Origin of the sequence: Agrobacterium sp. ST15.16.024 (assembly GCF_027956545.1) — a bacterium.
GTDB lineage: Bacteria > Pseudomonadota > Alphaproteobacteria > Rhizobiales > Rhizobiaceae > Agrobacterium > Agrobacterium cucumeris.
The window spans coordinates 1-23,066 of record NZ_JAQKGO010000004.1 but is presented as its reverse complement, the minus strand read 5'-3'; the positions used below and the strand labels follow the sequence as shown (position 1 = coordinate 23,066).

At 59.0% G+C, this 23,066-nt stretch carries 21 protein-coding genes and 1 riboswitch; of the genes, 9 read left to right on the top strand and 12 right to left on the bottom strand.

The annotated features are described in order from the left end of the window. Positions 1 to 173: 173 nt before the first annotated feature. Positions 174 to 285, top strand: a riboswitch (TPP riboswitch). 94 nt (positions 286 to 379) lie between these two features. The 6 genes from thiC to PL640_RS14880 all read left to right on the top strand — a co-directional run bounded on the left by thiC (position 380) and on the right by PL640_RS14880 (position 5,646). After that, positions 380 to 2,203 carry a phosphomethylpyrimidine synthase ThiC gene (thiC, locus tag PL640_RS14905; protein ID WP_271362450.1) on the top strand — a complete coding sequence of 608 codons (1,824 nt, stop codon included), beginning with the start codon at positions 380 to 382 and terminating at the stop codon, positions 2,201 to 2,203. Between the two features lies 1 nt (position 2,204). Further along, on the top strand, positions 2,205 to 3,209 hold the full coding sequence (gene thiO, locus PL640_RS14900; protein ID WP_271362449.1) for a glycine oxidase ThiO: 1,005 nt from the start codon (positions 2,205 to 2,207) through the stop codon (positions 3,207 to 3,209). After that, positions 3,178 to 3,375 (top strand): sulfur carrier protein ThiS, encoded by a 198-nt coding sequence (gene thiS, locus PL640_RS14895; protein WP_065114209.1) that lies wholly within the window; start codon positions 3,178 to 3,180, stop codon positions 3,373 to 3,375. Before thiO ends, thiS begins: the two co-directional genes overlap by 32 nt. 4 nt (positions 3,376 to 3,379) lie before the next feature. Then, a complete protein-coding gene (locus PL640_RS14890; RefSeq protein ID WP_271362448.1) occupies positions 3,380 to 4,153 on the top strand; it encodes a thiazole synthase in 774 nt (257 codons plus the stop codon). Positions 4,154 to 4,242: 89 nt separating this feature from the next. After that, positions 4,243 to 5,247, top strand: a complete 1,005-nt coding sequence (locus PL640_RS14885; RefSeq protein WP_271362447.1) for a P1 family peptidase — start codon at positions 4,243 to 4,245, stop codon at positions 5,245 to 5,247. A 3-nt stretch (positions 5,248 to 5,250) separates the two neighbouring features. After that, positions 5,251 to 5,646: a winged helix-turn-helix domain-containing protein gene (locus tag PL640_RS14880; RefSeq protein ID WP_271362446.1), complete on the top strand. Its 396-nt coding sequence runs from the start codon at positions 5,251 to 5,253 to the stop codon at positions 5,644 to 5,646. Here PL640_RS14880 and modC read toward each other — a convergent pair. From modC to PL640_RS14860, 4 genes are all read right to left on the bottom strand, one after another. Next, on the bottom strand, positions 5,615 to 6,691 hold the full coding sequence (gene modC, locus PL640_RS14875; protein WP_271362445.1) for a molybdenum ABC transporter ATP-binding protein: 1,077 nt from the start codon (positions 6,689 to 6,691) through the stop codon (positions 5,615 to 5,617). The two genes, PL640_RS14880 and modC, sit on opposite strands and share 32 nt — an antisense overlap. Then, positions 6,688 to 7,395 carry a molybdate ABC transporter permease subunit gene (gene modB / locus PL640_RS14870; protein ID WP_065116060.1) on the bottom strand — a complete coding sequence of 236 codons (708 nt, stop codon included), beginning with the start codon at positions 7,393 to 7,395 and terminating at the stop codon, positions 6,688 to 6,690. The genes modC and modB overlap by 4 nt, the downstream gene beginning before the upstream one ends. Positions 7,396 to 7,448: 53 nt before the next feature. Beyond that, complete coding sequence (gene modA, locus PL640_RS14865) at positions 7,449 to 8,240, bottom strand: molybdate ABC transporter substrate-binding protein (RefSeq protein WP_269701321.1); 792 nt, start codon at positions 8,238 to 8,240, stop codon at positions 7,449 to 7,451. A 206-nt stretch (positions 8,241 to 8,446) separates the two neighbouring features. Continuing rightward, positions 8,447 to 9,730, bottom strand: a complete 1,284-nt coding sequence (locus PL640_RS14860) for an NAD(P)/FAD-dependent oxidoreductase (protein ID WP_271362444.1) — start codon at positions 9,728 to 9,730, stop codon at positions 8,447 to 8,449. 130 nt (positions 9,731 to 9,860) lie between these two features. On the opposite strand from PL640_RS14860, the gene PL640_RS14855 reads away from it, so the two are divergent. Together PL640_RS14855 and PL640_RS14850 are read left to right on the top strand one after the other, a co-directional pair. After that, on the top strand, positions 9,861 to 10,775 hold the full coding sequence (locus PL640_RS14855) for a LysR family transcriptional regulator (protein WP_271362443.1): 915 nt from the start codon (positions 9,861 to 9,863) through the stop codon (positions 10,773 to 10,775). A gap of 103 nt (positions 10,776 to 10,878) precedes the next feature. Further along, a complete protein-coding gene (locus PL640_RS14850) occupies positions 10,879 to 11,115 on the top strand; it encodes an Lrp/AsnC ligand binding domain-containing protein (protein ID WP_003521320.1) in 237 nt (78 codons plus the stop codon). A gap of 271 nt (positions 11,116 to 11,386) precedes the next feature. Here the strand turns inward: PL640_RS14850 and PL640_RS14845 are convergent, their stop codons facing one another. The 3 genes from PL640_RS14845 to epmA form a co-directional block, all read right to left on the bottom strand. After that, positions 11,387 to 11,575, bottom strand: coding sequence for a hypothetical protein (locus tag PL640_RS14845; protein ID WP_045019798.1), 189 nt, complete (start codon positions 11,573 to 11,575; stop codon positions 11,387 to 11,389). 376 nt (positions 11,576 to 11,951) lie between these two features. Then, the gene (locus PL640_RS14840; RefSeq protein WP_271362442.1) at positions 11,952 to 13,016 is read right to left on the bottom strand and encodes a lysine-2,3-aminomutase-like protein; all 1,065 of its coding nucleotides are present in this window, start codon (positions 13,014 to 13,016) and stop codon (positions 11,952 to 11,954) included. Further along, positions 13,013 to 14,077, bottom strand: coding sequence for an EF-P lysine aminoacylase EpmA (gene epmA, locus PL640_RS14835; RefSeq protein ID WP_271362441.1), 1,065 nt, complete (start codon positions 14,075 to 14,077; stop codon positions 13,013 to 13,015). The genes PL640_RS14840 and epmA overlap by 4 nt, the downstream gene beginning before the upstream one ends. 250 nt (positions 14,078 to 14,327) lie before the next feature. Here epmA and efp point away from each other — a divergent pair, with 250 nt between their 5' ends. Then, positions 14,328 to 14,897, top strand: a complete 570-nt coding sequence (gene efp, locus PL640_RS14830; protein ID WP_142842361.1) for an elongation factor P — start codon at positions 14,328 to 14,330, stop codon at positions 14,895 to 14,897. 114 nt (positions 14,898 to 15,011) lie between these two features. Here efp and PL640_RS14825 read toward each other — a convergent pair whose 3' ends face one another. The 5 genes from PL640_RS14825 to PL640_RS14805 all read right to left on the bottom strand — a co-directional run bounded on the left by PL640_RS14825 (position 15,012) and on the right by PL640_RS14805 (position 22,765). Then, positions 15,012 to 16,454 (bottom strand): efflux transporter outer membrane subunit, encoded by a 1,443-nt coding sequence (locus PL640_RS14825; RefSeq protein WP_271362440.1) that lies wholly within the window; start codon positions 16,452 to 16,454, stop codon positions 15,012 to 15,014. Between the two features lie 150 nt (positions 16,455 to 16,604). Beyond that, positions 16,605 to 19,694: an efflux RND transporter permease subunit gene (locus tag PL640_RS14820; protein WP_142842363.1), complete on the bottom strand. Its 3,090-nt coding sequence runs from the start codon at positions 19,692 to 19,694 to the stop codon at positions 16,605 to 16,607. A gap of 53 nt (positions 19,695 to 19,747) precedes the next feature. Next, positions 19,748 to 20,950, bottom strand: coding sequence for an efflux RND transporter periplasmic adaptor subunit (locus PL640_RS14815; RefSeq protein WP_142842364.1), 1,203 nt, complete (start codon positions 20,948 to 20,950; stop codon positions 19,748 to 19,750). Positions 20,951 to 21,152: 202 nt separating this feature from the next. Continuing rightward, positions 21,153 to 21,812: a TetR/AcrR family transcriptional regulator gene (locus PL640_RS14810; protein WP_271362439.1), complete on the bottom strand. Its 660-nt coding sequence runs from the start codon at positions 21,810 to 21,812 to the stop codon at positions 21,153 to 21,155. Positions 21,813 to 21,814: 2 nt separating this feature from the next. Then, on the bottom strand, positions 21,815 to 22,765 hold the full coding sequence (locus PL640_RS14805; protein WP_271362438.1) for a phosphoribosylaminoimidazolesuccinocarboxamide synthase: 951 nt from the start codon (positions 22,763 to 22,765) through the stop codon (positions 21,815 to 21,817). Between the last annotated feature and the right edge of the window lie 301 nt (positions 22,766 to 23,066).

Sequence of the window (23,066 nt, the reverse complement as noted above, 5' to 3'; positions counted from 1 at the left end):
TCTCCAATGAAATTAACATTAGGAAGGTTTGTGCTTATCGTTATGTCGCAAACGATAATATTCACCTAAACCGTTAGGTTAATTACAACTAACGGCAGCATGCGCCATTCCCGCACCTTTGCCAAGCGTTGATCGGCGGCCTTGACAAAAGGCGGCCGGTGTTTTTTCCTGTGGCCATTCACCAGGGGTGTCCCGTCAAGGGGCTGAGATTCTGCTTTCATGCGCAGTGACCCGTTGAACCTGATCCAGTTCATACTGGCGTAGGGACGGTGCAAAAACCTGATGTCGGCTGGCGTGTGCATTGCGCTGTCGGCGCTGCGGTATTTTCCATCATTCCGGCTCGAACTGGGTCTCCACTGTCAAACTTTGGAGCCTCAAGATGAATATCGCTGCCAAGAATATCCCACTGTCGGTCACCACCGGGCCGCATGCCGCCTCCACGAAAATCCACAAGCCAGGAATTTTACATCCGCATATTCGCGTGCCGATGCGCGAGATCGCCGTCCACCCGACGGCAGGCGAACCGCCGGTAACGGTTTATGATTCCTCCGGCCCCTATACCGATCCCACATATCCCGTTCTAATCGAAAAGGGTCTGCCGCGAATGCGTCACGACTGGGTTGTGGCACGTGGTGATGTCGAGGCTTACGAGGGTCGGCACGTCAAACCGGAGGATAACGGCTTTGCCACCGGTGAGCGCCTGACGCCCGAATTTTCCGTGCGCCACCAGCCACTCAGGGCGACTGCTGGCAAAGCGGTGACACAGCTTGCCTATGCGCGAGCCGGTATCATCACCCCGGAAATGGAATTCATCGCCATCCGCGAAAATCTCGGGCGCGAGGCGGCCAAGGAGAAGCTGGTGCGCGATGGCGAAAGCTTTGGCGCGCATATCCCTGACTACGTGACGGCGGAATTCGTTCGGCAGGAAGTGGCGTCGGGTCGGGCCATCATTCCTGCCAATATCAATCATTCGGAACTTGAACCGATGATCATCGGGCGCAATTTTCTGGTGAAGATCAACGCCAATATCGGCAATTCCGCCGTCACTTCCTCCATGGCGGAAGAGGTGGAGAAGATGGTCTGGGCGATCCGTTGGGGTGCGGATACCGTCATGGACCTTTCGACCGGGCGCAACATCCACAATATCCGCGAATGGATCATCCGCAATTCGCCGGTGCCGATCGGCACGGTGCCGCTTTATCAGGCGCTGGAGAAGGTCAACGGCATTGCCGAGGATCTGAATTGGGAGGTGTTTCGCGACACCCTGATCGAGCAGGCGGAGCAGGGCGTGGATTATTTCACCATCCATGCCGGCGTGCGGCTGCATTACATTCCGCTCACCGTCAACCGCGTTACCGGCATCGTCTCGCGCGGTGGGTCGATCATGGCCAAGTGGTGTCTGCATCATCATCGCGAGAGCTTTCTTTATGAGCATTTCGACGAGATTTGCGACATCTGCCGCGCCTATGACGTTTCCTTCTCGCTGGGCGATGGTCTGCGCCCCGGCTCGATTGCCGATGCCAACGACGCGGCTCAGTTCGCCGAGCTGGAGACGTTGGGCGAGCTGACGCAGATCGCCTGGGCGAAGGACTGCCAGGTGATGATCGAAGGCCCCGGCCATGTGCCGATGCACAAGATCAAGGAAAACATGGACAAGCAGCTGAAGACCTGCGGCGAGGCGCCCTTCTATACGCTTGGACCGCTGACGACCGATATCGCACCCGGTTACGACCACATTACGTCAGGCATCGGTGCGGCGATGATCGGCTGGTTCGGCACCGCGATGCTCTGCTACGTCACGCCCAAGGAACATCTCGGCCTGCCTGACCGTAACGACGTTAAGGTCGGTGTCATCACCTACAAGATCGCCGCCCATGCCGCCGACCTTGCCAAGGGCCATCCGGCGGCACAGGTGCGGGATGATGCGCTGTCGCGCGCAAGGTTCGAATTCCGCTGGGAAGATCAGTTCAACCTGTCGCTCGACCCGGATACGGCGCGGTCTTTCCACGACGAGACCCTGCCGAAGGAGGCGCACAAGGTCGCGCATTTCTGCTCCATGTGCGGGCCGAAATTCTGCTCGATGCGGATTTCCCATGATATCCGCGCCGAGGCGCAGAAGGAGGGGCTGGAGGCCATGGCCGCGCGCTTCAAGGAAGGCGGCGAGCTTTATATGCCGCTGCCGACGCCTGCGAATGCCGAATAAAATGCGCGTCCTTGTCAAGGGAACGGGGGTCGCCGGATTGACGGCGGCCCTCGAGCTGGCGCGGAGCGGTGTTGCTGTCGAGGTCTCGGAGCGCAATTCCGAGCCTTCGCGCGGGGCGTCGTTCTATGCGGGCGGCATGCTGGCGCCTTGGTGCGAGCGTGAAAGTGCTCAAGAGGTGGTTCTGACGCTCGGTAAGGTGGCGCTTGGTTGGTGGGACGACGCGGCTCCCGGCCTTGTAGTCCGTAACGGCACGCTGGTGGTCGCGCCTGCCCGCGACAAGGCGGAGCTGTCTCGTTTCGCATCGCGGACCACTGGTTATCGCTGGGTGGATGAGGGGGGAATCGCCGCTCTGGAGCCTGATCTTGCCGGCCGATTCCGATCCGGACTTTACTTCCCGGGCGAGGGACATCTTGATCCGCGCCTTGCTTTGAAATCGCTGCATGAGCGGCTTTGCGCCATGGGTGTGCCGTTTCATATGGGCGTTTCGGTGGATGAACAGCGATTCGACCGGGTGGTGGATTGCACCGGACCTGCGGCGGTGGGAGTAATTTCCAACCTTCGCGGTGTGCGGGGAGAGATGCTTTATCTCGGCACGCCAGAGATTTCCCTCTCCCGTCCTGTCCGGCTGCTGCATCCGCGCATTCCGCTTTACATTGTGCCGCGTGAGCCCGGCCGTTTCATGGTGGGTGCGACGATGATCGAGACGGAAGATGCGGGCGCCATTTCCGCCCGTTCGATGATGGAGTTCCTCAATGCCGCCTATGCGGTGCATCCGGCTTTTGCGGAGGCGGAAATCATCGAGACCGGCACGGGCGTGCGCCCCGCCTATCCCGACAATCTGCCTGACGTGACCGAGGACGGGCGGACCGTCTTCATCAACGGCGCTTACCGGCATGGCTTTCTGCTCTCGCCGGCGATGGCGCGGCATGCGGCCGGGATCGTCTGCCAAACTCTTATTCAAAAGGAACAGGATCATGAAACTTCTGGTGAATGGCGACGAGCTTGATCTCGCCGCCGAGACGCTGGCCGGCCTGCTTGCCAGCCTCGAATATGAGGGCGAGTGGCTGGCGACGGCGGTCAACGGCGATCTGGTGCATTCGGAAGAGCGCGCCGATTATTTGCTGAAAGCGTTCGACCGTGTCGAAATCCTTTCGCCGATGCAGGGAGGCTGAGGCCATGCTGACGCTCTATGGCCGCGAGGTCTCGTCCCGTCTTTTGCTCGGTACGGCGCGTTATCCGTCGCCCGCCGTGCTTGCCCATGCGGTGCGGGCCAGCAATACCGATATTCTGACGATTTCGCTGCGTCGGGAAATGGCGGGCGGCAAGCAAGGCGGTCAGTTCTTCGAGCTGATCCGCGAACTGGACCGCCATATCCTGCCCAATACCGCCGGTTGCCACACCGTGAAGGAAGCGGTGCTGACGGCGAAGATGGCCCGTGAGGTGTTTCGTACGAACTGGATCAAGCTGGAAGTCATCGGTCATCACGATACCTTGCAGCCGGATGTCTTTGCGCTGGTGGAGGCGGCAAAAATCCTCTGCGACGAGGGTTTTGAGGTCTTTCCCTATACGACTGATGATCTTGTCGTGGGCGAAAAGCTGCTGGAGGCCGGCTGCAGGGTGCTGATGCCCTGGTGCGCGCCGATCGGCAGCGCCATGGGACCGCTTAACCTGACGGCACTGAAATCGATGCGGGCGCGGTTTCCCGATGTGCCGCTGATCGTCGATGCCGGTATCGGCCGGCCGTCACATGCGGTGACGGTGATGGAGCTTGGCTATGACGCTGTTTTGCTCAATACGGCGGTTGCCGGGGCACGTGAACCGGTCGGTATGGCGGAGGCTTTTGCCCGTGCGATAGAGGCTGGCCACTTGGCATTTCTGTCCGGGCCGCTGGAACCACGGGATATGGCCGTTCCCTCGACACCTGTTATCGGGACAGCGGTTTTCTCCTGATCGCGGCTTTTGCCAGAGGCGGGGCACGTCACCTTTTTGCGTTGACAGTGCCCGGCCGCGGCGGGATACCGGGAGCAAAGGGGAACGGCATGGCGACACGCAACAATCTTCTCACGGATATCGACGGCGTTTCGGTCGGCAATGTCACCGATCTCTCCCTCGGCTCCGGCGTCACGGCGATTGTTTTCGAAAAGCCTGCCATCGCCTCCGGCTCGGTTCTCGGCGGTGCGCCCGGTGGGCGCGATACTGGCCTGCTCGATCCAGCGATGACGGTTGAAACGGTGGATGCCTTGGTACTTTCCGGCGGTTCGGCCTTCGGGCTGGATGCGGCGGGCGGGGTTCAGGCCGGGTTGCGGAAGATCGGCCGCGGGTTGCAGGTAGGTTCCACCCGCGTGCCCATCGTGCCGCAGGCGATCCTGATGGATCTGCTAAACGGCGGCGACAAGGAGTGGGGATTGCATTCGCCTTATCGCGAGATGGGATATGCGGCCTTCAAGGCGGCAGGCCGCGCGGCGTTTGAACTCGGAACGGTTGGCGCAGGAACGGGCGCGACGACCGCCACCTTCAAGGGTGGCCTCGGTTCGGCCAGCGCCATCAGTTCCGGCGGCTATAAGGTGGCGGCCATCGTCGCGGTCAATGCGCTGGGTTCCGCTACTGTTGGCACAAGCCGTCATTTCTGGTCCGCGCCGTTTGAAATGCAGGGCGAATTCGGCGATTGCGGTTTTCCGGAACGTTTTGAACCGGACCATACCGCGCTGCGGCTCAAGGGGGTCAATCTCACCGCGACGACCATCGGCGCTGTCGTGACTGATGCGACACTTACAAAGGCGCAGGCGCATCGCCTCTCCATCATGGCGCATGACGGGCTGGCGCGTGCGATTCTGCCCGCCCATTTGCCGAGCGACGGCGACACCATGTTCGCGGCTGCGACCGGCGACAAACCACTTGAAGGCGGCGTTCATTTCGCCGAACTCTGCTATCTCGCCACAATCGTGATGGCGCGGGCGGTGGCGCGCGGTGTCCATGCGGCGACGGCACTGCCGGTGGCGGGCGCACAAAAGGCCTATCGCGATCTTCATGGGCAGGACCGTTGAGCGATGAACGAAACGAGAGTACCGCTGAAACCCGTCCTTCGCATCGACTTCCCTCCCGGGGAGCGCCTGGGCCACGGCAAAATCGAGTTGATGGAGCTGATTGTTGAGACAGGCTCGATCTCGGCCGCCGGGCGGGCAATGGATATGTCCTATCGCCGCGCATGGCTGCTCGTCGATGCGCTGAACCATATGTTCGGGCAGCCGGTGATCGAATCGCAGCGCGGCGGCAAGCAGGGTGGCGGGGCGGCGCTGACTGCCTTCGGCACGGAACTGCTTGAGCGCTATCGCGGCATGGAAAGGCGGATGACCGAGGTCTTGCGTCAGGATATTGAGTGGCTGGAGGCCAACCGCAATCCCGAGGGTGCCGTCAATAGGGATCGAGAGCCGCCGATTTTATGATTGCGTGCACCGGTTTGCCGGGCTCCAGTTGCAGGCGTTCTCGCGAGAGATCGGTGATGCGCGACTGGATGATATCGCCACCGCAATCCACCTGAACCGTCACCATGCCGTCCTCGCTGACCGAGATATCTGCGATATGGCCTTCGAGAATGTTGAGCGCGCTGAGGCCTTCGGGTTTCACCAAAGCCAGCATGACATCGCGAGCTGGTATCAGCACCCGTGCAGGGTTGCCGGGTGCTCCCATTTTTGCCGGAACCTGAAGCAGCGCTGTGCTGAGCCTTACGGCGGCAAGCCCGTGCCGTGCATCGAAGCTTTCGATGTGTCCTGACAGGATGCTGCCCGCTTCCCGCCGCTCCAGATGGCTGCTGAAATCGGGTCTCCCCAGCACATCGGCCGCATTTCCCTGCGCCTCCACCTTACCGTCTTTCATCACCACGATGCGGTCGGCAAGGCGGGCGACTTCCTGGATGGAATGGCTGACATAGACGATCGGAATTTTCGTCTCGTCGCGCAGCCGTTCGAGATAGGGAATGATCTCGGCCTTGCGCTGTTCATCCAGCGAGGCGAGCGGTTCGTCCATCAGCAACAGTCTGGGGGAAGAAAGCAAGGCGCGGCCGATGGCAACGCGCTGTTTTTCGCCGCCTGAGAGTTTGTTCGGACGGCGCTGCAAGAGATGGCCGATGCCGAGCATGTCGACGATACGGTCATCGTGTGCGACCTTCGTTTTGTCTGGGGTGAACCATCTGCCATAATTCAGGTTCTGCGCCACGCTGAGATGCGGGAAGAGCCGCGCCTCCTGAAAGACATAACCAAAACGGCGTCTGTGGGCCGGCAGGAACAGCCGGTTTCCGCTATCGGCCAGTACTTCGCCGTCGAGCGAGACTTTTCCTTCATCCGGCCGCAGCAGGCCGGCAATGATGCGGATCATCGATGTCTTGCCGGAGCCGGAGCGCCCGAAGAGTGCGGTCACGCCGCCTTCGGAGGCAAATGACGCGTCAAGTTCGAAGGAGCCGAGGCGGTGGTGAGTTGAGACTGAAAGCGTCATTCCATGCTCACCCGTTTGCCAATGATACGGGCCAGAAACTCCGAGACGAGCAAGGCGAGCATGGAAATCACGACGGAAACGATGGTCAGTCGCAATGCACCGGCATCGCCGCCGGGCACCTGCGTGAAGGTGTAGATGGCGGCGGAAAGCGTCTGGGTCTCGCCCGGAATGTTTGAAACGAAGGTAATGGTCGCGCCGAATTCGCCCATGGCCTTGGCAAAAGCAAGGATCATGCCGGCGATGATGCCGGGGAGTGTCAGGGGGAGCGTGACGGTGAGGAACACCCAGAACGGGCTTGCCCCCAGGGTACCCGCTGCCTCTTCCAGCTTGCGGTCCACCGCCTCGATGGAGAGGCGGATGGAGCGCACCATCAGCGGGAAGGCCATGACGGCGCAGGCGAGCGCTGCACCGGTCCAGCGGAAGGAAAAGACGATGCCGAAATAAGTATCGAGAAATTGCCCGATGGCGCCCCTGCGGCCGAAGAGAACGAGCAGCAGAAAGCCGGTGACGACGGGCGGCAGAATGAGTGGCAGGTGGACGATGCCGTTCAGCAGCGATTTGCCCCAGAAGCGGCCGCGGGCCAGCGCCACGGCCACCGCAATGCCAAAGGGCAGGCTGGCAAGCATGGCGATGGAGGACACCCACAGGCTGAGCCTGATCGCCGTCCATTCTTCAGGGCTGAGTGTCCACCAATGCAATGCCATATCCTGCAATCGTCAAGTTTCATGGCCCACCGGGAGGTGGGCCTGAGACAAGCTTATTTCAAAACGGTAAAGCCTTGCTTTTCGAAGAAGGGCGTTGCCTTGGCCGACTTCAGGAAGTCCAGATAGGCCTTTGCTGCCGGGGACTTTGCTTCTGAGAGAATGGCGACCGGGTAGATGATCGGCGGGTGGCTGTCTTCCGGGAAGGTGCCGACAATCGTTACGCCCGGATCGGCGGCTGCGTCGGTCTGGTAAACGATACCGTAGGGTGCTTCGCCGCGCGAGACGAGCAGCAGGGCGGCACGCACGCTTTCAGCGCCGGCGACTTTCTTTTCAACCGAAGACCAGGCGCCGAGCTTTTCAAGAGCGGCCTTGCCGTATTTGCCGGCGGGAACGGAATCGACCGCGCCCATGGCCAGACGGCCTTCACCCACGAGAGCAGCAAGATCGAAGCCCTGCTTGATATCGACCGGCTTTGCCTTGTCTGCGGGAGCGACGAGAACGATGCGGTTACCGAGAAGATTGGAGCGGCTGTCAGCGTTGATCAGCTTCTTTTCGGCGACATAGTCCATCCATGCAAGGTCAGCGGAAATGAAGATATCCGCCGGCGCGCCCTGCTCGATCTGCTTGGCGAGCGCGGAGCTTGCGGCATAAGAAACGGTCGCTTCGTTGCCGCTTTCCTTTGCCCATTCGGCATTGATGGCGTCGAGCGCGTTTTTCATGCTCGCGGCAGCAAAGACCGTAACTTTTTCGGCGGCATGGGCCGGAACACCCACAAAGGAAGCTGCCACCCAGAAGGAGGTGGCGGCGGCAATGGTTTTGAAGAAGCTGCGACGCAAAAGTCTCATGGTCTGTTACCCCCGTTTCGAGATATTCTGGTGAATATATCGATAGGCCTATAGGGCAATCATTATATTTTCAAGAATATATCGATGGGTTGGGAAAAAGGCCGCAGCTTTGGCTGGCGCGGTCAGTGAAAAAAGTTCGAAAACTTGTCATTCGTCATGTTCTGACCTGTGCCCGACATTGCAGGCATAACTGCCCGCATATCCGATCAGAAACGTTCGCCGGCGAAATGGGCGATCTGTGCGCCCGCTTCGTAGTAAGCTTCCTTCACCGCACGGAAAGCCTGTGCCTTGGGTTCCGTTATCGGCAGGGGCAGGTCGCTTTCGGTTATGTCACCCAGAATATGCTGTGCAATTACCTTACCGAAGGCGGTGCCGGGCGCGATACCACGGCCGTTATAGCCTGAAAAGCCGACGACATTGTCTGCGAATTTGTGAAAGCGCGGCACGGCATTGTCGGTCATGCCGATCTGGCCATACCATTCACATTCGAATTCCGTATCCCCGAGCTGCGGGAAGAGCCGCTTCAGTGAGCGTTTCGCCCAGGCCCGGTGAATGGCGGCGCCGGTGCCACGCAGGGCGCCGACACTGCCGAACACCAGTCGGCCGGCCTTGTCCATGCGGAAGGATGAGAGGATTTCCTTCGTATCCCAACAGCCCTCACGGCCCGGCAAAAGGCTTTTTTTAAGGTTGTCGCCGAGCGGTTTCGTGGCGAAGTTGAAATAGGGCAGGTAGGTCTGTTCGTCACGGACAATCTGCCACGGGCCGGTGCTATAGGCTTCGGTGGCCACGACGATCCAGTTGGCGGTTACCGATCCCTGCTGCGTCTTCACCACCCATTGTCCACCGCTGCGTTCGGTCGCCACCACGGGGCTTGCAGTGTGCAGCCTTGCACCTGCATTTTGTGCGGCGATGGCGAGACCACGAACATAGGCAAGCGGCTGGATCGTGCCGGCGCGGGTGTCCAGAAGAGAGCCGGAATAAGCCGTACTACCGGTGCGCCTTGCCGTTTCATCGGCATCGAGAACACGCACGGGCGCGCCCCTCGCAGCCCATTGTTCACAACGCTCGCGAATTTCGGTGAGGCCCTTCTCGCCGACGGCGCAATGTAAGGTGCCGTTTTTTTCGATCTCGCAGGGAATCTCGTGTTTTTCCACCAGTGTGCGGACGAGCAGCGGCGCGTCGCCCAGAAGGTCGAGAAGACGTTCCCCATAAACCTCGCCCAGTACACCCGGCAATTTCCTGGGCATGACCCACATGCCGCCATTGATGAGGCCGACATTACGGCCTGCGCCGCCGAAACCGATTTCCTTAGCCTCGAGAAGGACGACGTCCACGCCTCTTTCAGCAAGATGCAGGGCGGCGGATTGCCCGGTGAAACCGCCACCGACAATGACAACATCGGCAACCGCCGAGCCTTGCAAGGCGGGCGTTACGGGCGGCTGCGGCGCGGTCTTTTCCCAGAGGCCGTGCGAGCGGGGGTCGTTATACATCGTTCCACCATATTCCGGGCCAGTTCATTTGTTTTTCGTATGAGTGACAAGCCCTTGTTTATGAGACTTTACAAGCGGTCGCGCCTGTTGAATATCGACATATCGTCAAGAGTTCATTCCGGGAGGGAATATGGTTCTGCCGCCGCGCCGTTTTCTGCCATCGCTTTCGCTGCTGGCGGCCTTCGAAGCCGCTTCGCGGGCGGGCAGTGTTACCGCTGCGGCGAGGGAACTCGGCCTGACGCAGGGTGCAGTCAGCCGGCAAATCCTGGCGCTGGAAGAACAGCTTGGTGTGGCGTTGTTTCTCCGCGAACGGCAGACGATCCGGCTGACAAGGGCGGGGGAGGGTTATGCGCGGGAAATTCGCGAGGCCCTGCGGCGCATATCGACCGCTTCACTTAATCTGCGCGCCAACCCGGATGGCGGCACGCTTAATCTCGGTGTTCTGCCCAGCTTCGGCACGCGCTGGCTCGTGCCGCGCCTTCCCGATTTCATCGCCCGGCATCCGGGTGTTTCGGTCAATCTTTTAACGCGGTCGTCACTGTTCGATTTTCGGACCGATACCGTCGATGCGGCGATCCATTTCGGCCTGCCGCACTGGCCGGGCACCGAGCTGGTTTTCCTGATGCATGAAAAGGTCGTCCCGGTATGCAGCCCGGCCTTCCGGGAGCGCCATGGACTTTCAAGGCCGGGCGATCTGTTGCAGGTACCGCTGCTGCACATGACGACACGGCCGGATGCCTGGGAACAATGGTTTCGCAGCCATGATGTGCGTTTTGACAATGTGCACGGCATGCTCTTCGATCAGTTCACCACCATTGCCGAAGCTGCAGGCGCGGGGCTCGGCGTATCGCTCATTCCTTCCTTCATGATCGAGGAGGAGTTACGAAGCCGGCGTCTGGTAGCGGCTGTTGCGGGGGAAGTGGAAAGCGAAGAGGCGTATTATCTTGCCTGCATGCCTGATCGCGCCGGTTATGCGCCGCTTGAGAGCTTCCGGCGCTGGATCGTTGCCGAGGCGGCACGTGGGCCGGGAGCGTTTTCGGCGTAAACCGGCGGGCGGTCTTGCAAGTCTGCTGCGGCTCAGCCAATAGTGCGCCATGACGCGTGGCGCCAGATGCCACACACCGAAAGTTCCAATACGGGAGATGTCCGTGAAGCCCATTTTTGTTCAGCTTCAATGTGAGCCCGGCAAGACCTATGATGTCGCCGACGCCATCTATAAAACCGAACTGGTTTCCGAGCTTTATTCCACCAGTGGCGAATATGATCTGCTGCTGAAAATCTATCTTCCGCAGGAAGAGGATATTGGCAAGTTCATCAACCAGAACATCGTCAATATTCCAGGGATCGTCCGCTCGCTGACGACGCTGACCTTCACCGCGTTCTGACGCGGATAAGCATTCACGCATTGATATCATCGCTGTGAAGGCGGTGGTCGGGCTTCCCGGGGGTGCCCGCCGCTTCATCGAAGCTAGATGTGTGTTTTTTACGGGAAGGCCTTATCGGGGCTTTTCAGATCAGCGGATGGGTGTGTTTTGATACACCCTGCAGCAAACTGTCATGCAAAATAAAAGCGCGCCATCGGCCCGCAATTTGGGGTCCGATATTTGGCGCGCTCTGGTTTTGACGGTTCTGTGAGCAGGCGATGGTTTTCCGGCATCAGGCCGCGGCCAGATTCCGGTTGCGTACGAGATCACGGATTGCGATCCGCACGTCATCGGCACTGTCGAACTTTTGTTCGTCCAGATCGTGAACGTGGAACTTCACCGCGATGAACTTCAACCGGTCGTTGTCCGGTATGACGATGCCGACGGGTTCGCCAGCGAATTCAATAACTTGCTTTTGCATAGATATACTCCCGCTGTGGCTAATTCACAGCATGTTGTCGAACTGAATTTCAGGAAATTGAGACCGTTAAGTCACATTCGACAGCAGCGGGAACACGTGGATTTAAATCCAGCATTCCAAGACACAAGACCAAGGATTGCGTTAATGTTGATATATTTTGACATGACACACTCCCTGTAATTGGTGTTGGTCCGGAATCAGGAGACTCGTTCTCCAGTTACACACTGATAATCCAGACCTGCACGAAAATCAATGCTGATTGTTATAGGTAGAATATTTTTCTTTATGATGACAGGAGAGGGGCGGAATTGTGAAATTTTTGTTTTCGTTGGGGGCCGCCGCAAAAGCCCGGCATAGCGGGCTTTTTATGTTTTTTTTAATTGCTGCCAGCTGTCCGCGGCGGGTAAATATGATCGTTTCCGTTGAAATCAGATATGGAATAACAGCCATCGCGGGTTTTTTCGGCCGCATTTGAGCCAATTGCCGCCTTGCCGTGGCCTCCGGGTATGTCGAGAACATAGGTCGGCTGGCAGAGACCGGAGAGATTTCCCCGCAGAGCGGAAACGATTCGCTGGCCTTCTTCGATCGATAGCCGGAAATGGCTGGTGCCGGGCGCAAGATCTGGATGGTGCAGGTAATAGGGCTTGATGCGGGTCTCAACGAAGGCGCGCATAAGCTCGGCCAGAGTTGCGGGGTCGTCATTGACGCCCTTCAGAAGCACCGTCTGGCTGACCATGGCTATGCCGGCATCAATCAGCCGCGCGCAGGCGCTTCTGGCTTCGTCGCCAAGTTCGCGTGCGTGATTGGCGTGCAGAGCCACATAGGTGGTCTTGCCGCTGGCTTTCAGGGCTTCGATAAGCGGCCCGTCGATACGCTCAGGATCGACGACCGGCACGCGGGTATGAAAACGAACGATCTTCACATGCGGTATGTCTTTTAACCGCTTCATCAGATCGGACAGGCGTCGCGCCGAGAGCACCAGCGGATCGCCGCCGGTGAGGATCACCTCCCAGATGGCCGGGTTGGCTTTTATGTAGTCGAATGCGGCGTCCAGCTCCTCCGGGCTCATCATGCCGTTGCCCTGCGGGCCGACCATTTCGCGACGGAAACAGAAACGGCAATAGACGGGGCAGACATGCACTGCCTTTAAAAGAACCCGGTCGGGATAACGGTGAACGATGCCATGCACGGGGCTATGGGCGTCGTCGCCGATCGGATCGTCCCGTTCTTCGGGAAGGTGGATAAGTTCGGCCGTATCCGGCACGAATTGCCGGGCAATGGGATCCTGTGGGTCGCGGCTATCGATGAGGTCGGCAATTGGTGGCGTGATCGCCAGCGCGTAACGCTGCGTCACCGCGCGCAGGCTTTCCAGCGCGCTGGCCTCGATCAGCCCCGCTTCGACAAGCGCTTCCGGTGTCTTGATGGTTTCAAGCCTTGTCATCGTCCATATTCCGCAACGGGTGCCCACATGACGAGATCGATGCGGGGAGCGCCGGTTGCCAGCATTACCAGCCGGTCAAAACCGAGCGCGATACCACTGGCTTGCGGCATGATGGCGAGAGCCGCCAGAAAGTCCTCGTCCAGCGGATAGGTCTCGTCATAGACCCGCTGCTTCTCGGCCATTTCCATTTCGAAGCGCCGTCTTTGCTCTGCAGCGTCGGTCAATTCACCGAAGGCATTGGCAAGTTCCACGCCGCAGGCATAAAGCTCGAAACGTTCCGCCACCCGCGCATCTTTCGCGGACTTGCGGGCAAGGGCTGCTTCACTGGTTGGGTATTCATCGAGAATAGTGGCGCGGCCGAAACCCAGTTCCGGCTCCACCCGCTCGACGATGACGCGGCTGAACATATCCGCCCAGGTGTCATCTTCGGCGATGCGGATACCGGCATTGGTGAGGCTGGCGGCGAGATGTCGCTCATCGGTCTCGCCGTTTCGGTCGACAGTAGCCAGAAGATCTATTCCCGCATAACGCTCGAAGGCCTCGGCGACGCTCAGGCGTTCGGGCTCCAGAAACGGATCGACGCTGCGGCCACGATAGGTGAAGTTTTTTGTGCCGGTGGTTTCAGCGGCCAGTGCCAGAAGATCGGCGCTGTCCTTCATCAGGCTCTCATAGGTTTCACCGACCCGATACCATTCCAGCATGGTGAATTCCGGGTGGTGCAGGGGGCCTCTTTCCCGGTTCCTGTAAACATGGGCGAAACAGGAAATACGTTTTTCACCGGCCGCGAGCAGCTTCTTGCAGGCGAATTCCGGCGAGGTATGGAGATAGAGCGGTACGGCATCGCCGCCCGGCGTCAGGCCCTCAGTGGCAAAGGCGTGCAGGTGGGCCTCGTTACCGGGGGAAATCTGCAGGGTGGCGGTATCGACCTCGAGAAAATCGGCGCGGGCAAAGTGGCTGCGAAATGCCGACTGGATCGCGTTGCGGCCAATGAGAAAAGCGCGGCGGTCGGCATGGACGTCGGGCGTCCACCAGGGCGACATTGTCTCGTTGCTTGCACGCATCTTCTCTTCTTTTCCGTCTTCTCTGCGGCGCCTGTTGCGGGTAAACGGCCCGCAAAACGCCTGATCGCGTCATTTAAAGCAATTCCGGGCGGAAAACCGCTAGGCACTCTTCGGCGAATTGCTGTAGAAGGCTGGCAATTCGCGCGGATTTAAGGTAGTTGCGCCCCAGAAAAAAGACAAAATGTCTGCCGGGGCCGGTGCTGCCGCGCAGTCCTTTACGACGCATTTCATCGAGTTACAAGGAAGTCATATGGTCAAGGTTATCGCCTCATCCGTCCGCAAGGGCAATGTTCTCGACGTGGACGGCAAGCTTTACGTCGTTCTTACCGCGCAGAACTTTCACCCCGGCAAGGGCACGCCGGTTACGCAGGTGGACATGCGCCGCATCGTTGATGGCACGAAGGTCTCCGAGCGCTGGCGCACCACCGAACAGGTCGAGCGGGCTTTCGTCGAAGACCTGAACTTCCAGTTCCTTTATGAAGACGGCGAAGGCTTCCACTTCATGAACCCGGAAAACTATGACCAGGTCGTGGTTGATGTCGAGACGATGGGTGACCAGAAGGCATATCTGCAGGAAGGCATGACCTGCGTTCTTTCCATCCACGAAGGCAACCCGCTGGCTGTTGAACTGCCGCGCCACGTGACGCTGGAAATCATGGAGACGGAACCGGTTGTGAAGGGCCAGACGGCTTCTTCGTCCTACAAGCCGGCAATCCTTTCCAACGGCATCCGCACGATGGTTCCGCCGCATATCGATGCCGGCATCCGCGTCGTCATCGCCACGGAAGACAATTCCTACGTGGAACGCGCCAAGAACTGAGCCTGGTGACGGGTTAAACAAAAAGCACCGGGTGACCGGTGCTTTTTTTATGTCTGGAACAATAAAAAAGCCCGCGTCGAAACGCGGGCTTTTTCGTTTGCCTTGTGGCGTGTCTTACATGGCCTTCGCTGCGGTCCGGGTCGGGCCGGCTGCTTTCTTCGGGGCTGGCTGGCCAACGGCATAACCGCCGCCGAGCGCCACGTTCAGCGACACGTAGTCCTGTGCTGTCGTCTGGATCGCCGTGGCAAGGTTTGCCTGCGCATCGGAGACCGAGCGCTGAGCATCCAGAACATCGAGCAGGGACGATGCGCCATCACGATAGCTGGCGGTGGAGAGTTGCAGCGCTTCCTGGTAGGAGGCGACGGTCTTTCTCAGCGCATCGACGGTACGCTGGTCGCGATTGACGGCGGCCAGGGCGTTCTCGACTTCTTCCACCGCGTTAAGAACGGTCGATTTCCAGACGAGATATTGTTCGCGCGCCTGCGAGTTGGCGATGTCGACGTTGGCGCGCAGTCGGCCACCATCAAGGATCGGAAGAGTGAGGCTTGGACCGAAGGACCAGCTATTGGCCGTTCCTCTACCGCCGCCGCTCAGGAAATTGTAGCTCGGGGTGATCGCGCCACCAAGCTCGATGCTCGGATAAAGTTGAGCCTCGCTTACACCGATCGTGGCGACAGCAGCGGCAAGATTGCGTTCGGCGACGCGAATGTCCGGACGGTTGCGGATCAGGTCGGCCGGGATGCCGGTGCGGGGAATTGCGCGCGCAACAGGCTGGCGTGCGCCTTTCTGCAGTTCGGTAATAAGCGATGAGGCCGGCATTCCGAGCAGGGTCGCGATGCGATGCGCGGCCCTGCGGAAGCTGGTTTCAAGGCCAGGGATCTGTGACAGCGTGGAATTGACCAGACCTTCGGACTGGACGACGTCAAGACGCGAGGCCGCACCTGCTTCGAGCTGCAACTTGGTCAGATCAAGCGTTTCGCGGCGGGAAGACAGGTTCTGACGGGCAATCGCCAGACGCTCCTGATAATAGCGCACGTCGATATAGGCTGCGGCGACTGACGAAATCAGTGTGAGGCGCTGAACATCAACGGTAGAATAAGCGGCATCGAGCGACGCATTGGCGCTTTCCGTTGCCCGGCGGTAGCGGCCGAACAGGTCGAGGAACCAGGAAACGCTGAGGCCGCCGTTGGACACGTTGGTGACGGGAACGTCACGGTAGCTGCCCTTGGTTCCGCTGGTCGTGTGGCTGCCGCTGCCCGTCAGGCTTGGCAGGCCGCCGGCGCCCTGCACGATCACCTGGGCCTGCGCCTGATTGATACGTTCGATCGCCTGCATCACGGTCAGGTTCTGCGCCAGGCCGGTGGAAACGTAACCGTTCAGGCGGCCATCGTTGAAGGCAGTCCACCATGCAACGCTGCTGATGTCGCCATTACTGGTTTTTCCGGCTTCCGCAAACTTTCCCGGCAATTGAACTTCCGGCGTCTTGTGGTCGGGTCCAACAACGCAGCCTGAGAGCAGCAGCATTGTCAGGGGAAGAGTAGCGCGAATAGACAGCATATAATTTTCCCAATTCTCTAGGTTGGCTTACCGAGCGCGGCTTGCTGACAAATGGGCTGCGCGGTCGATATGCCGTAGAAACGTGCATTTGCCAAATCGGCAACATTTCTAGCAGCGTATTAACGGTTGGCACAGCCCATTTTTGTTTTGTTAACGCCTTGAAAGGCGACGAATGATGACGAAAAAGGACGGAACGAAGAAAATTCCGAGCAGTGTTGCAGAAAGCATACCACCCAGCACCCCGATACCGATTGCATTTTGCGCCGCGGAACCTGCCCCGGTTGCAATAGCGAGAGGTACGACACCGAGGATAAAGGCGAGCGACGTCATGATGATCGGACGCAGGCGCAGCTTGGCAGCCTCCAGTGTCGCCTCCAGCAAAGTTAAGCCGTGCTCCTGCCTTTCCTTGGCGAATTCGACGATCAGGATCGCGTTTTTCGCCGCAAGGCCGATGGTCGTCAGCAGGCCCACCTTGAAGTAGACGTCGTTCGACTGGCCGAAGAAATGTGCTGCGGTCAATGCGCCAAGCACACCCACCGGCACGGCCATGATGACCGAGAAGGGGATGGACCAGCTTTCATAAAGCGCGGCAAGGCAAAGGAATACGATGAGCACCGACAGCGCGTAAAGCATGGGCGCCTGCGAACCGGACAGACGTTCCTGGTAGGAAATGCCCTGCCACGCCACGGTGTAGCCGCCCGGCAGGCTTGCCGTCAGCCGCTCCATCTCGTCCATGGCGTCACCGGAGGCGACACCCGTCCCGGCGGTACCTTCAAGCGAGATTGCGCCCGTACCATTATAACGTGCCAGAGACGGCGGCGCGTTGATCCACTTCACCTCGCTGAAGGAGGAGAAGGGCACCATTTCGCCGTTGGTGTTGCGGGCATACCAGAACTTGAGGTCGTCCGGCTGCATGCGATAGGGCGCGTCGCTCTGGACATAGACGGGCTTGAGTTCGCCGTTGAGCGTGAAGTCATTGACATCCCGGCCGGCAAAGATCGTCGTCAGCATGAGATTCACGGAGGCAAGATCGACGCCCATGGCTCCCATCTTTTCCTGATCGAGAATGATCTTCATCTGCGTTTCATTGTCCTGGCTGTCGCTTCGAAGCGAACTGATCTTCGGATTGCCGGTGGCAAGCGCGATCAGTTCCTTGGATGAGGCAGTCAGGGCGTCAGTGCCGTTGCGGCCGCTATCCACGAGATACATCGAGAAACCGCTCGATGTACCCATGCCCTGAATTGCTGGCGGCAGAAGCGGGAAGACCTGCGCATCGCGGAAACCGAAGAAGGTGCCCATGGCGCGCTGCACGATGGCGGCAGCGTGCTGATCGGGCGCGGTTCGTTCGCCGAAGTCCTTGAGCTTAGTGAAGACGATTGCGTTGTTCTGACCCGAGCCACTGAAGCTGAAGCCAAGCACGCCGAAAACCGATTCGACATTGGCGGCTTCTTTTTCGCGGAAGTAACTCTCGACCTGCTTCACCACCTCGTTGGTGCGTTCGATGTTCGAACCGGTCGGCGTCTGAATGATCGTCAGAAGCACGCCCTGGTCTTCCTGCGGCAAGAACGAGCTTGGCAGCTTGCTGAAGAACCAAGCGCAGCCGCCAATGACGATTGCGAAGAGGATCATCACACGCAGGGGGCGTTTCAGCAGGTAGCCGATGGAGGAGACATAGCCGTCCGTCGTCTTGCCGAAGCCGCGATTGAACCACGCGCCGGGTCCGCGCTGCTTTTTGTGGTGGTCGATGGGCTTGAGCATCGTGGCGCAGAGTGCCGGTGTCAGAACGATGGCGACTACCGCTGAAAGCAGCATGGCTGAAACGATGGTGATCGAGAACTGACGATAGATGATACCCGTCGATCCGCCGAAGAAGGCCATCGGAATGAACACGGCCGTCAATACAAGCGCGATGCCGATGATCGCGCCAGTGATTTCACCCATCGATTTTTCGGTTGCCTCGACCGGCGACAGGCCTTCTTCCGACATGATGCGCTCGACGTTTTCAACAACGACGATGGCGTCATCGACGAGAAGGCCGATTGCCAGAACCATGGCGAACATGGTGAGGGTGTTGATGGAGTATCCCGTCAGCGCAAGGATGCCGAAGGTGCCGAGCAGCACGACGGGCACGGCAATCATCGGAATGAAGGTGGCTCTGAGGTTCTGCAGGAACACCAGAAGCACGACGAAGACGAGGATGATCGCTTCGATCAGCGTATGCACCACTTTCTCGATCGAGAGCTTCACGAAGGGTGTCGTGTCGTAGGGATATTCGATCGAAACGCCTTCGGGCAGCGAACCCTCGACGGCCGAGAGCGCCGACTTTACGCGCGCCGCCGTATCGAGCGCGTTCGCACCCGTGGCAAGATTGACCGCGAAACCGGCAGAAGGCCGGCCGTTGGAGCGGGAATCGCCACCATAGGTTTCCTGGCCGATCTCGATGCGGGCCACGTCGCTGAGGCGGACGGTCGAGCCATCTTTTTCGACTTTCAGGATCACCGATTCGAAATCGGCGACCGTGGTGAGCTGGCTCTGCGCCGTTACCGTCACGTTGAGCTGCTGACCCTTGACGGCAGGCACCGCGCCGAGCGAGCCGACCGAAACCTGCGTGTTCTGGCTTTGGATGGCGCCGGTGACGTCGGCCGTGGTCAGCTGATATTTGTTGAGCTTGAACGGATCCAGCCAGATGCGCATCGCATATTCGGAGCCGAAGACGTTGATGCTGCCCACACCTTCCAGACGCTTGATCTGGTCTTCGACGCGTGAGGAGAACACGTCGCCGAGATCGGCCGAATTGCGCTTGCCGTCGGTCGAGATCAGCGCCCCCACCATCAGGATGCTCGATGTGGAGCGGCTGACCTGGATACCCTGCTGCTGCACGGTATCAGGCAACTGCGACTGGACGAGCTGCAGCTTGTTCTGCACCTGAACCTGCGCGATGTCAGGCATGATGCTGTTACCGAAGGTCAGTGTCACTTCGGCGCTGCCGGTGGAGGAAGACGACGTCATATAGGTGAGGTCGTCGAGGCCGGTCATGCCGTCCTCGATGATCGTCGTTACCGATTTTTCGACTGTTTCGGCGCTGGCGCCGTTATAGGTCGCGCTGACGCGCACCGTCGTCGGTGCAATATCGGGATATTGCGAGATGGAGAGCGTCGCGATTGCCAACGCGCCGCCCAGCATGATGACGATGGCGATAACCCATGCAAAAACGGGGCGCCGGATGAAGAAATGGGCCATGGCAGTCCTGCCTTACCTTTTACGAGCTTCGACCGAGGGTTTCGTGCTCATGCTTATTTCGAGGGGGCGGCGGCAGGCGGAGCTTGCTGCGGCAGAACAACGATACCGCGATCGTCGATGGTTACTTCCACCGGCGCGACAGTTGCGCCGTCGGCAATCCACTGGAAGCCGTCCACGATGAGCTTGTCGCCATCCTTGACGTTTTCCATCACCAGCCAGGCGTTGTTGGATTGCTGGCTGGACGGGAAGGTGCGGGTCTCCACCTTGTTTTCCGCCGAGACGAACTTTGCGGTCAGTTCGCCATTGGCGTTGCGGCTTGCCGCGCGCTGCGGAATGCGGAAGCCCTTCTCCTTGCCGATGGTCAGCGTGGCGCGAACATAGGTGCCGGGAAGCAGAAGATCGTCCGGATTGTCGAAGAGGGCGCGGATGGAGAAAGTGCCGGTTGTTTCGCTCACCGCCATGTCCGACATGTCGATCTTGCCGTCATGTTTGTATTCGGTGCCGTCTTCCAGCGTCAGATGAATGCCGGTTTCCTTGGTGTCGCCGCCGAGTTGGCCCGACGAAATCGCATTTTTCAGACGCAGAAGATTGATGCTGGATTCCATCAGATCGATATAGATCGGATCGATGCGGCGCAGCGTCGTCAAAGCCGTCGTCTGGTTTGCCGTCACCACGTTGCCGATGCTGAAAGCGGTGGCGCTGGTGATGCCATCGAAAGGCGCGCGAACCTTGGTGAGATCGAGATTGATTTCAGCCGTTTCCAGCGCCGCCTTGGTCTGGGCCACGTCGGCCTGTGCCTGCAGCAGCGTCACCTTGGCGTTCTCATATTCGATCTGCGTTGCGCCGCTGTTGACCAGCCGTTCGTAGCGGGCAAGGTTCGCCTCGGCGCTTGGAACGCTGGCTTCGGCCTTCGCCACGCTTGCCTTGGCCTGCGCCACTTCCGCCAGATAGGTGTTGTCTTCGATCTGGTAGAGAACGTCACCCTGCTTGACTTCACTGCCTTCCTTGAAGGGAATTTCGCGGATGATGCCGGTGACGCGCGGACGAATCTCGGCCGTCTGGAACGCGCTGGCGCGACCGGGAAGCACTGTTGTCAGAGGATATTCGCTGCTCTTCATCAGGATGATGCTGACCGGAGACGGCGGACGCTCGGCACCCTGACCGGCGGTCTGGCTGCTCTCACCGCCATCGCTGCATCCTGCCAGGACCGCGGTTACACACAAAGAAGCAAATAGGGGTAAAATACGTCGGCTCATTGTTCTTCCCTGCGTATCGGTCGCATTCAACTATAAGCGCAATGTCGCTCGGCGGATGCGCGCCCGGGAGGAACGGTTAAGACGGGAAAGGCCTTCTTGGGGGCCTTCGTCATCACATTCATTCCGGACCGCCACGCGCATAGAAGCGCAGGCTTAGGCGCTTCGCAAGCAATTGCGAGAAGGTGACGTAAATAGGGAATCGTCACTTAGCAAGCGGATTGCGCAATCCGGCGTCGACTAAATCGACGAGTTGGTCACAACGTGTTGCTAAATTGCCGATATCTTCCCGGGCAAGGAGGACGGGATGTATGACGCTGGTCAGCGCGTGGAGCACGGTTTCCGCCAGACCGGGAATGTTGGTGGCGGTGTAGGTTCCCGTCTCGACGCCGTCCTCAATGATCTCAGCCAGCAATTTCACGATGACGGATTTGTAGTAATCTCCGCACTTCATGTCCTGCTTGGCGGTCATCAGGATCATTTCGAAGACATAGGGATTTTTATTGAGATCCTGGTGGTGCTGTTCCATGAGGTTGCGCGCGAGGTGACGCAGCCTCTCAAGCGGTGCGTGGCTTTTGTCGAGTGGACAGATCTGCCGTTCGAAAGCGCCTATCTGTTCGAAGCCGAGGGCATCGACCAAGGCATTCTTCGAGCTGAAATTCTTGAAGACATTGGCAGGTGACATGCCAAGCGCTGCAGCGATATCGGCAATCGCCACGGCATTAAAACCGCGCTCGCGGAAAAGTTCTTCGGCTTTGGCAAGAATGTCCCGCCGGGTTTCCTCGGCGGAACGGCGGGGCCGGCGTTTGACAGGACGATCGCTCTTCCTGTCCACCTTTCTCGCCTGTTCTATCATTTTGCTCACGGTCAGACTCCGGGGAAGAAGGGCTCCAGATTCCGGCGTACTCTTGCAAGCGGCGTCTCACCGCTATCGTCGGGAACGAAACTCTGTCCGGTGATGCGTTCGTAAGCATCAATATAGACCTTCGAGGTCTGCAAGACGAGGTCCTGCGGAATCTCGGGAACCTCGTCCTTATAGGGGTCGCAACGTTCGGCAACCCAGGCCCTGACGAAATCCTTGTCGAAGCTCGCCGGCCGGGTGCCGTTGCGGAAGCTGTCCTCATAGCTGTCGGCCATCCAGTAGCGGCTGCTATCCGGCGTGTGGATTTCGTCGGCCAGAATGATCTTGCCGTTTTCATCCGTCCCGAATTCATATTTTGTGTCGACGAGAATGAGGCCCTGCCTTGCGGCAATCTCCTGCCCGCGCTTGAACAGTGCAAGTGCATAATGGGACAGCGTGTCCCATTGCTCCTGTGTCAGAAGTTTCTTCTCGACGATCTCTGCAGGTGTCAGCGGCTCGTCGTGGCCGCCATCGAAGGCCTTGCTTGTCGGCGTGATCACCGGCTCGGGTAAAATCTGATTGTCCTTCATTCCGTCCGGCAGGCTCATGCCGTACATGTGCCGTTCACCCTTCTTATAAAGGGTCAGGATCGATGTGCCGGTGGTGCCGGCCAGATAACCGCGAACCACGACCTCGACCGGCAATATGTCCAGTCTCTTGCCGATGACGACATTCGGATCGGGATAACTCACCACGTGATTAGGGCAAATATCCTTCGTCAGCTCGAACCAGTAGCGCGCCGTCTGGGTCAATACCTGTCCCTTATAAGGAACGCATGTAAGAATCCGGTCGAAGGCGCTCAGGCGATCGGTGGATATGATGATGCGGTTGCCGTCAGGCAGATCATAGTTTTCCCGCACCTTGCCACGGTAATAATTCGGCAGCTCGGGAATGACGGCTTCATCGAGAATGCGCACGGGTTCTCCAATTCTTGGCTTTATGGGGGGCTTTGGGCGCCCAGTCTTTCTGAAACTCTTGTCCGTTCCTATGGCATGTTTCCCGGAACAGGACCAGTCGCTACAGAAAGGCGGCCCTTTCCGGCGTCTTGTTGTCATTTTTGTTAAAGTGGTTAGTGATTTCAGTTAGTTAGCAAAAATGTCAGTTTTTTGACGATGGGTGTGTTGACTTGTTTGAGGTGATGGATTTATAAGTCCGCTCACTGAACGAGGGCGGCGGCGCTGCTGGCGACGACGACTTTCGTTCTAAAGAAATCAAGTT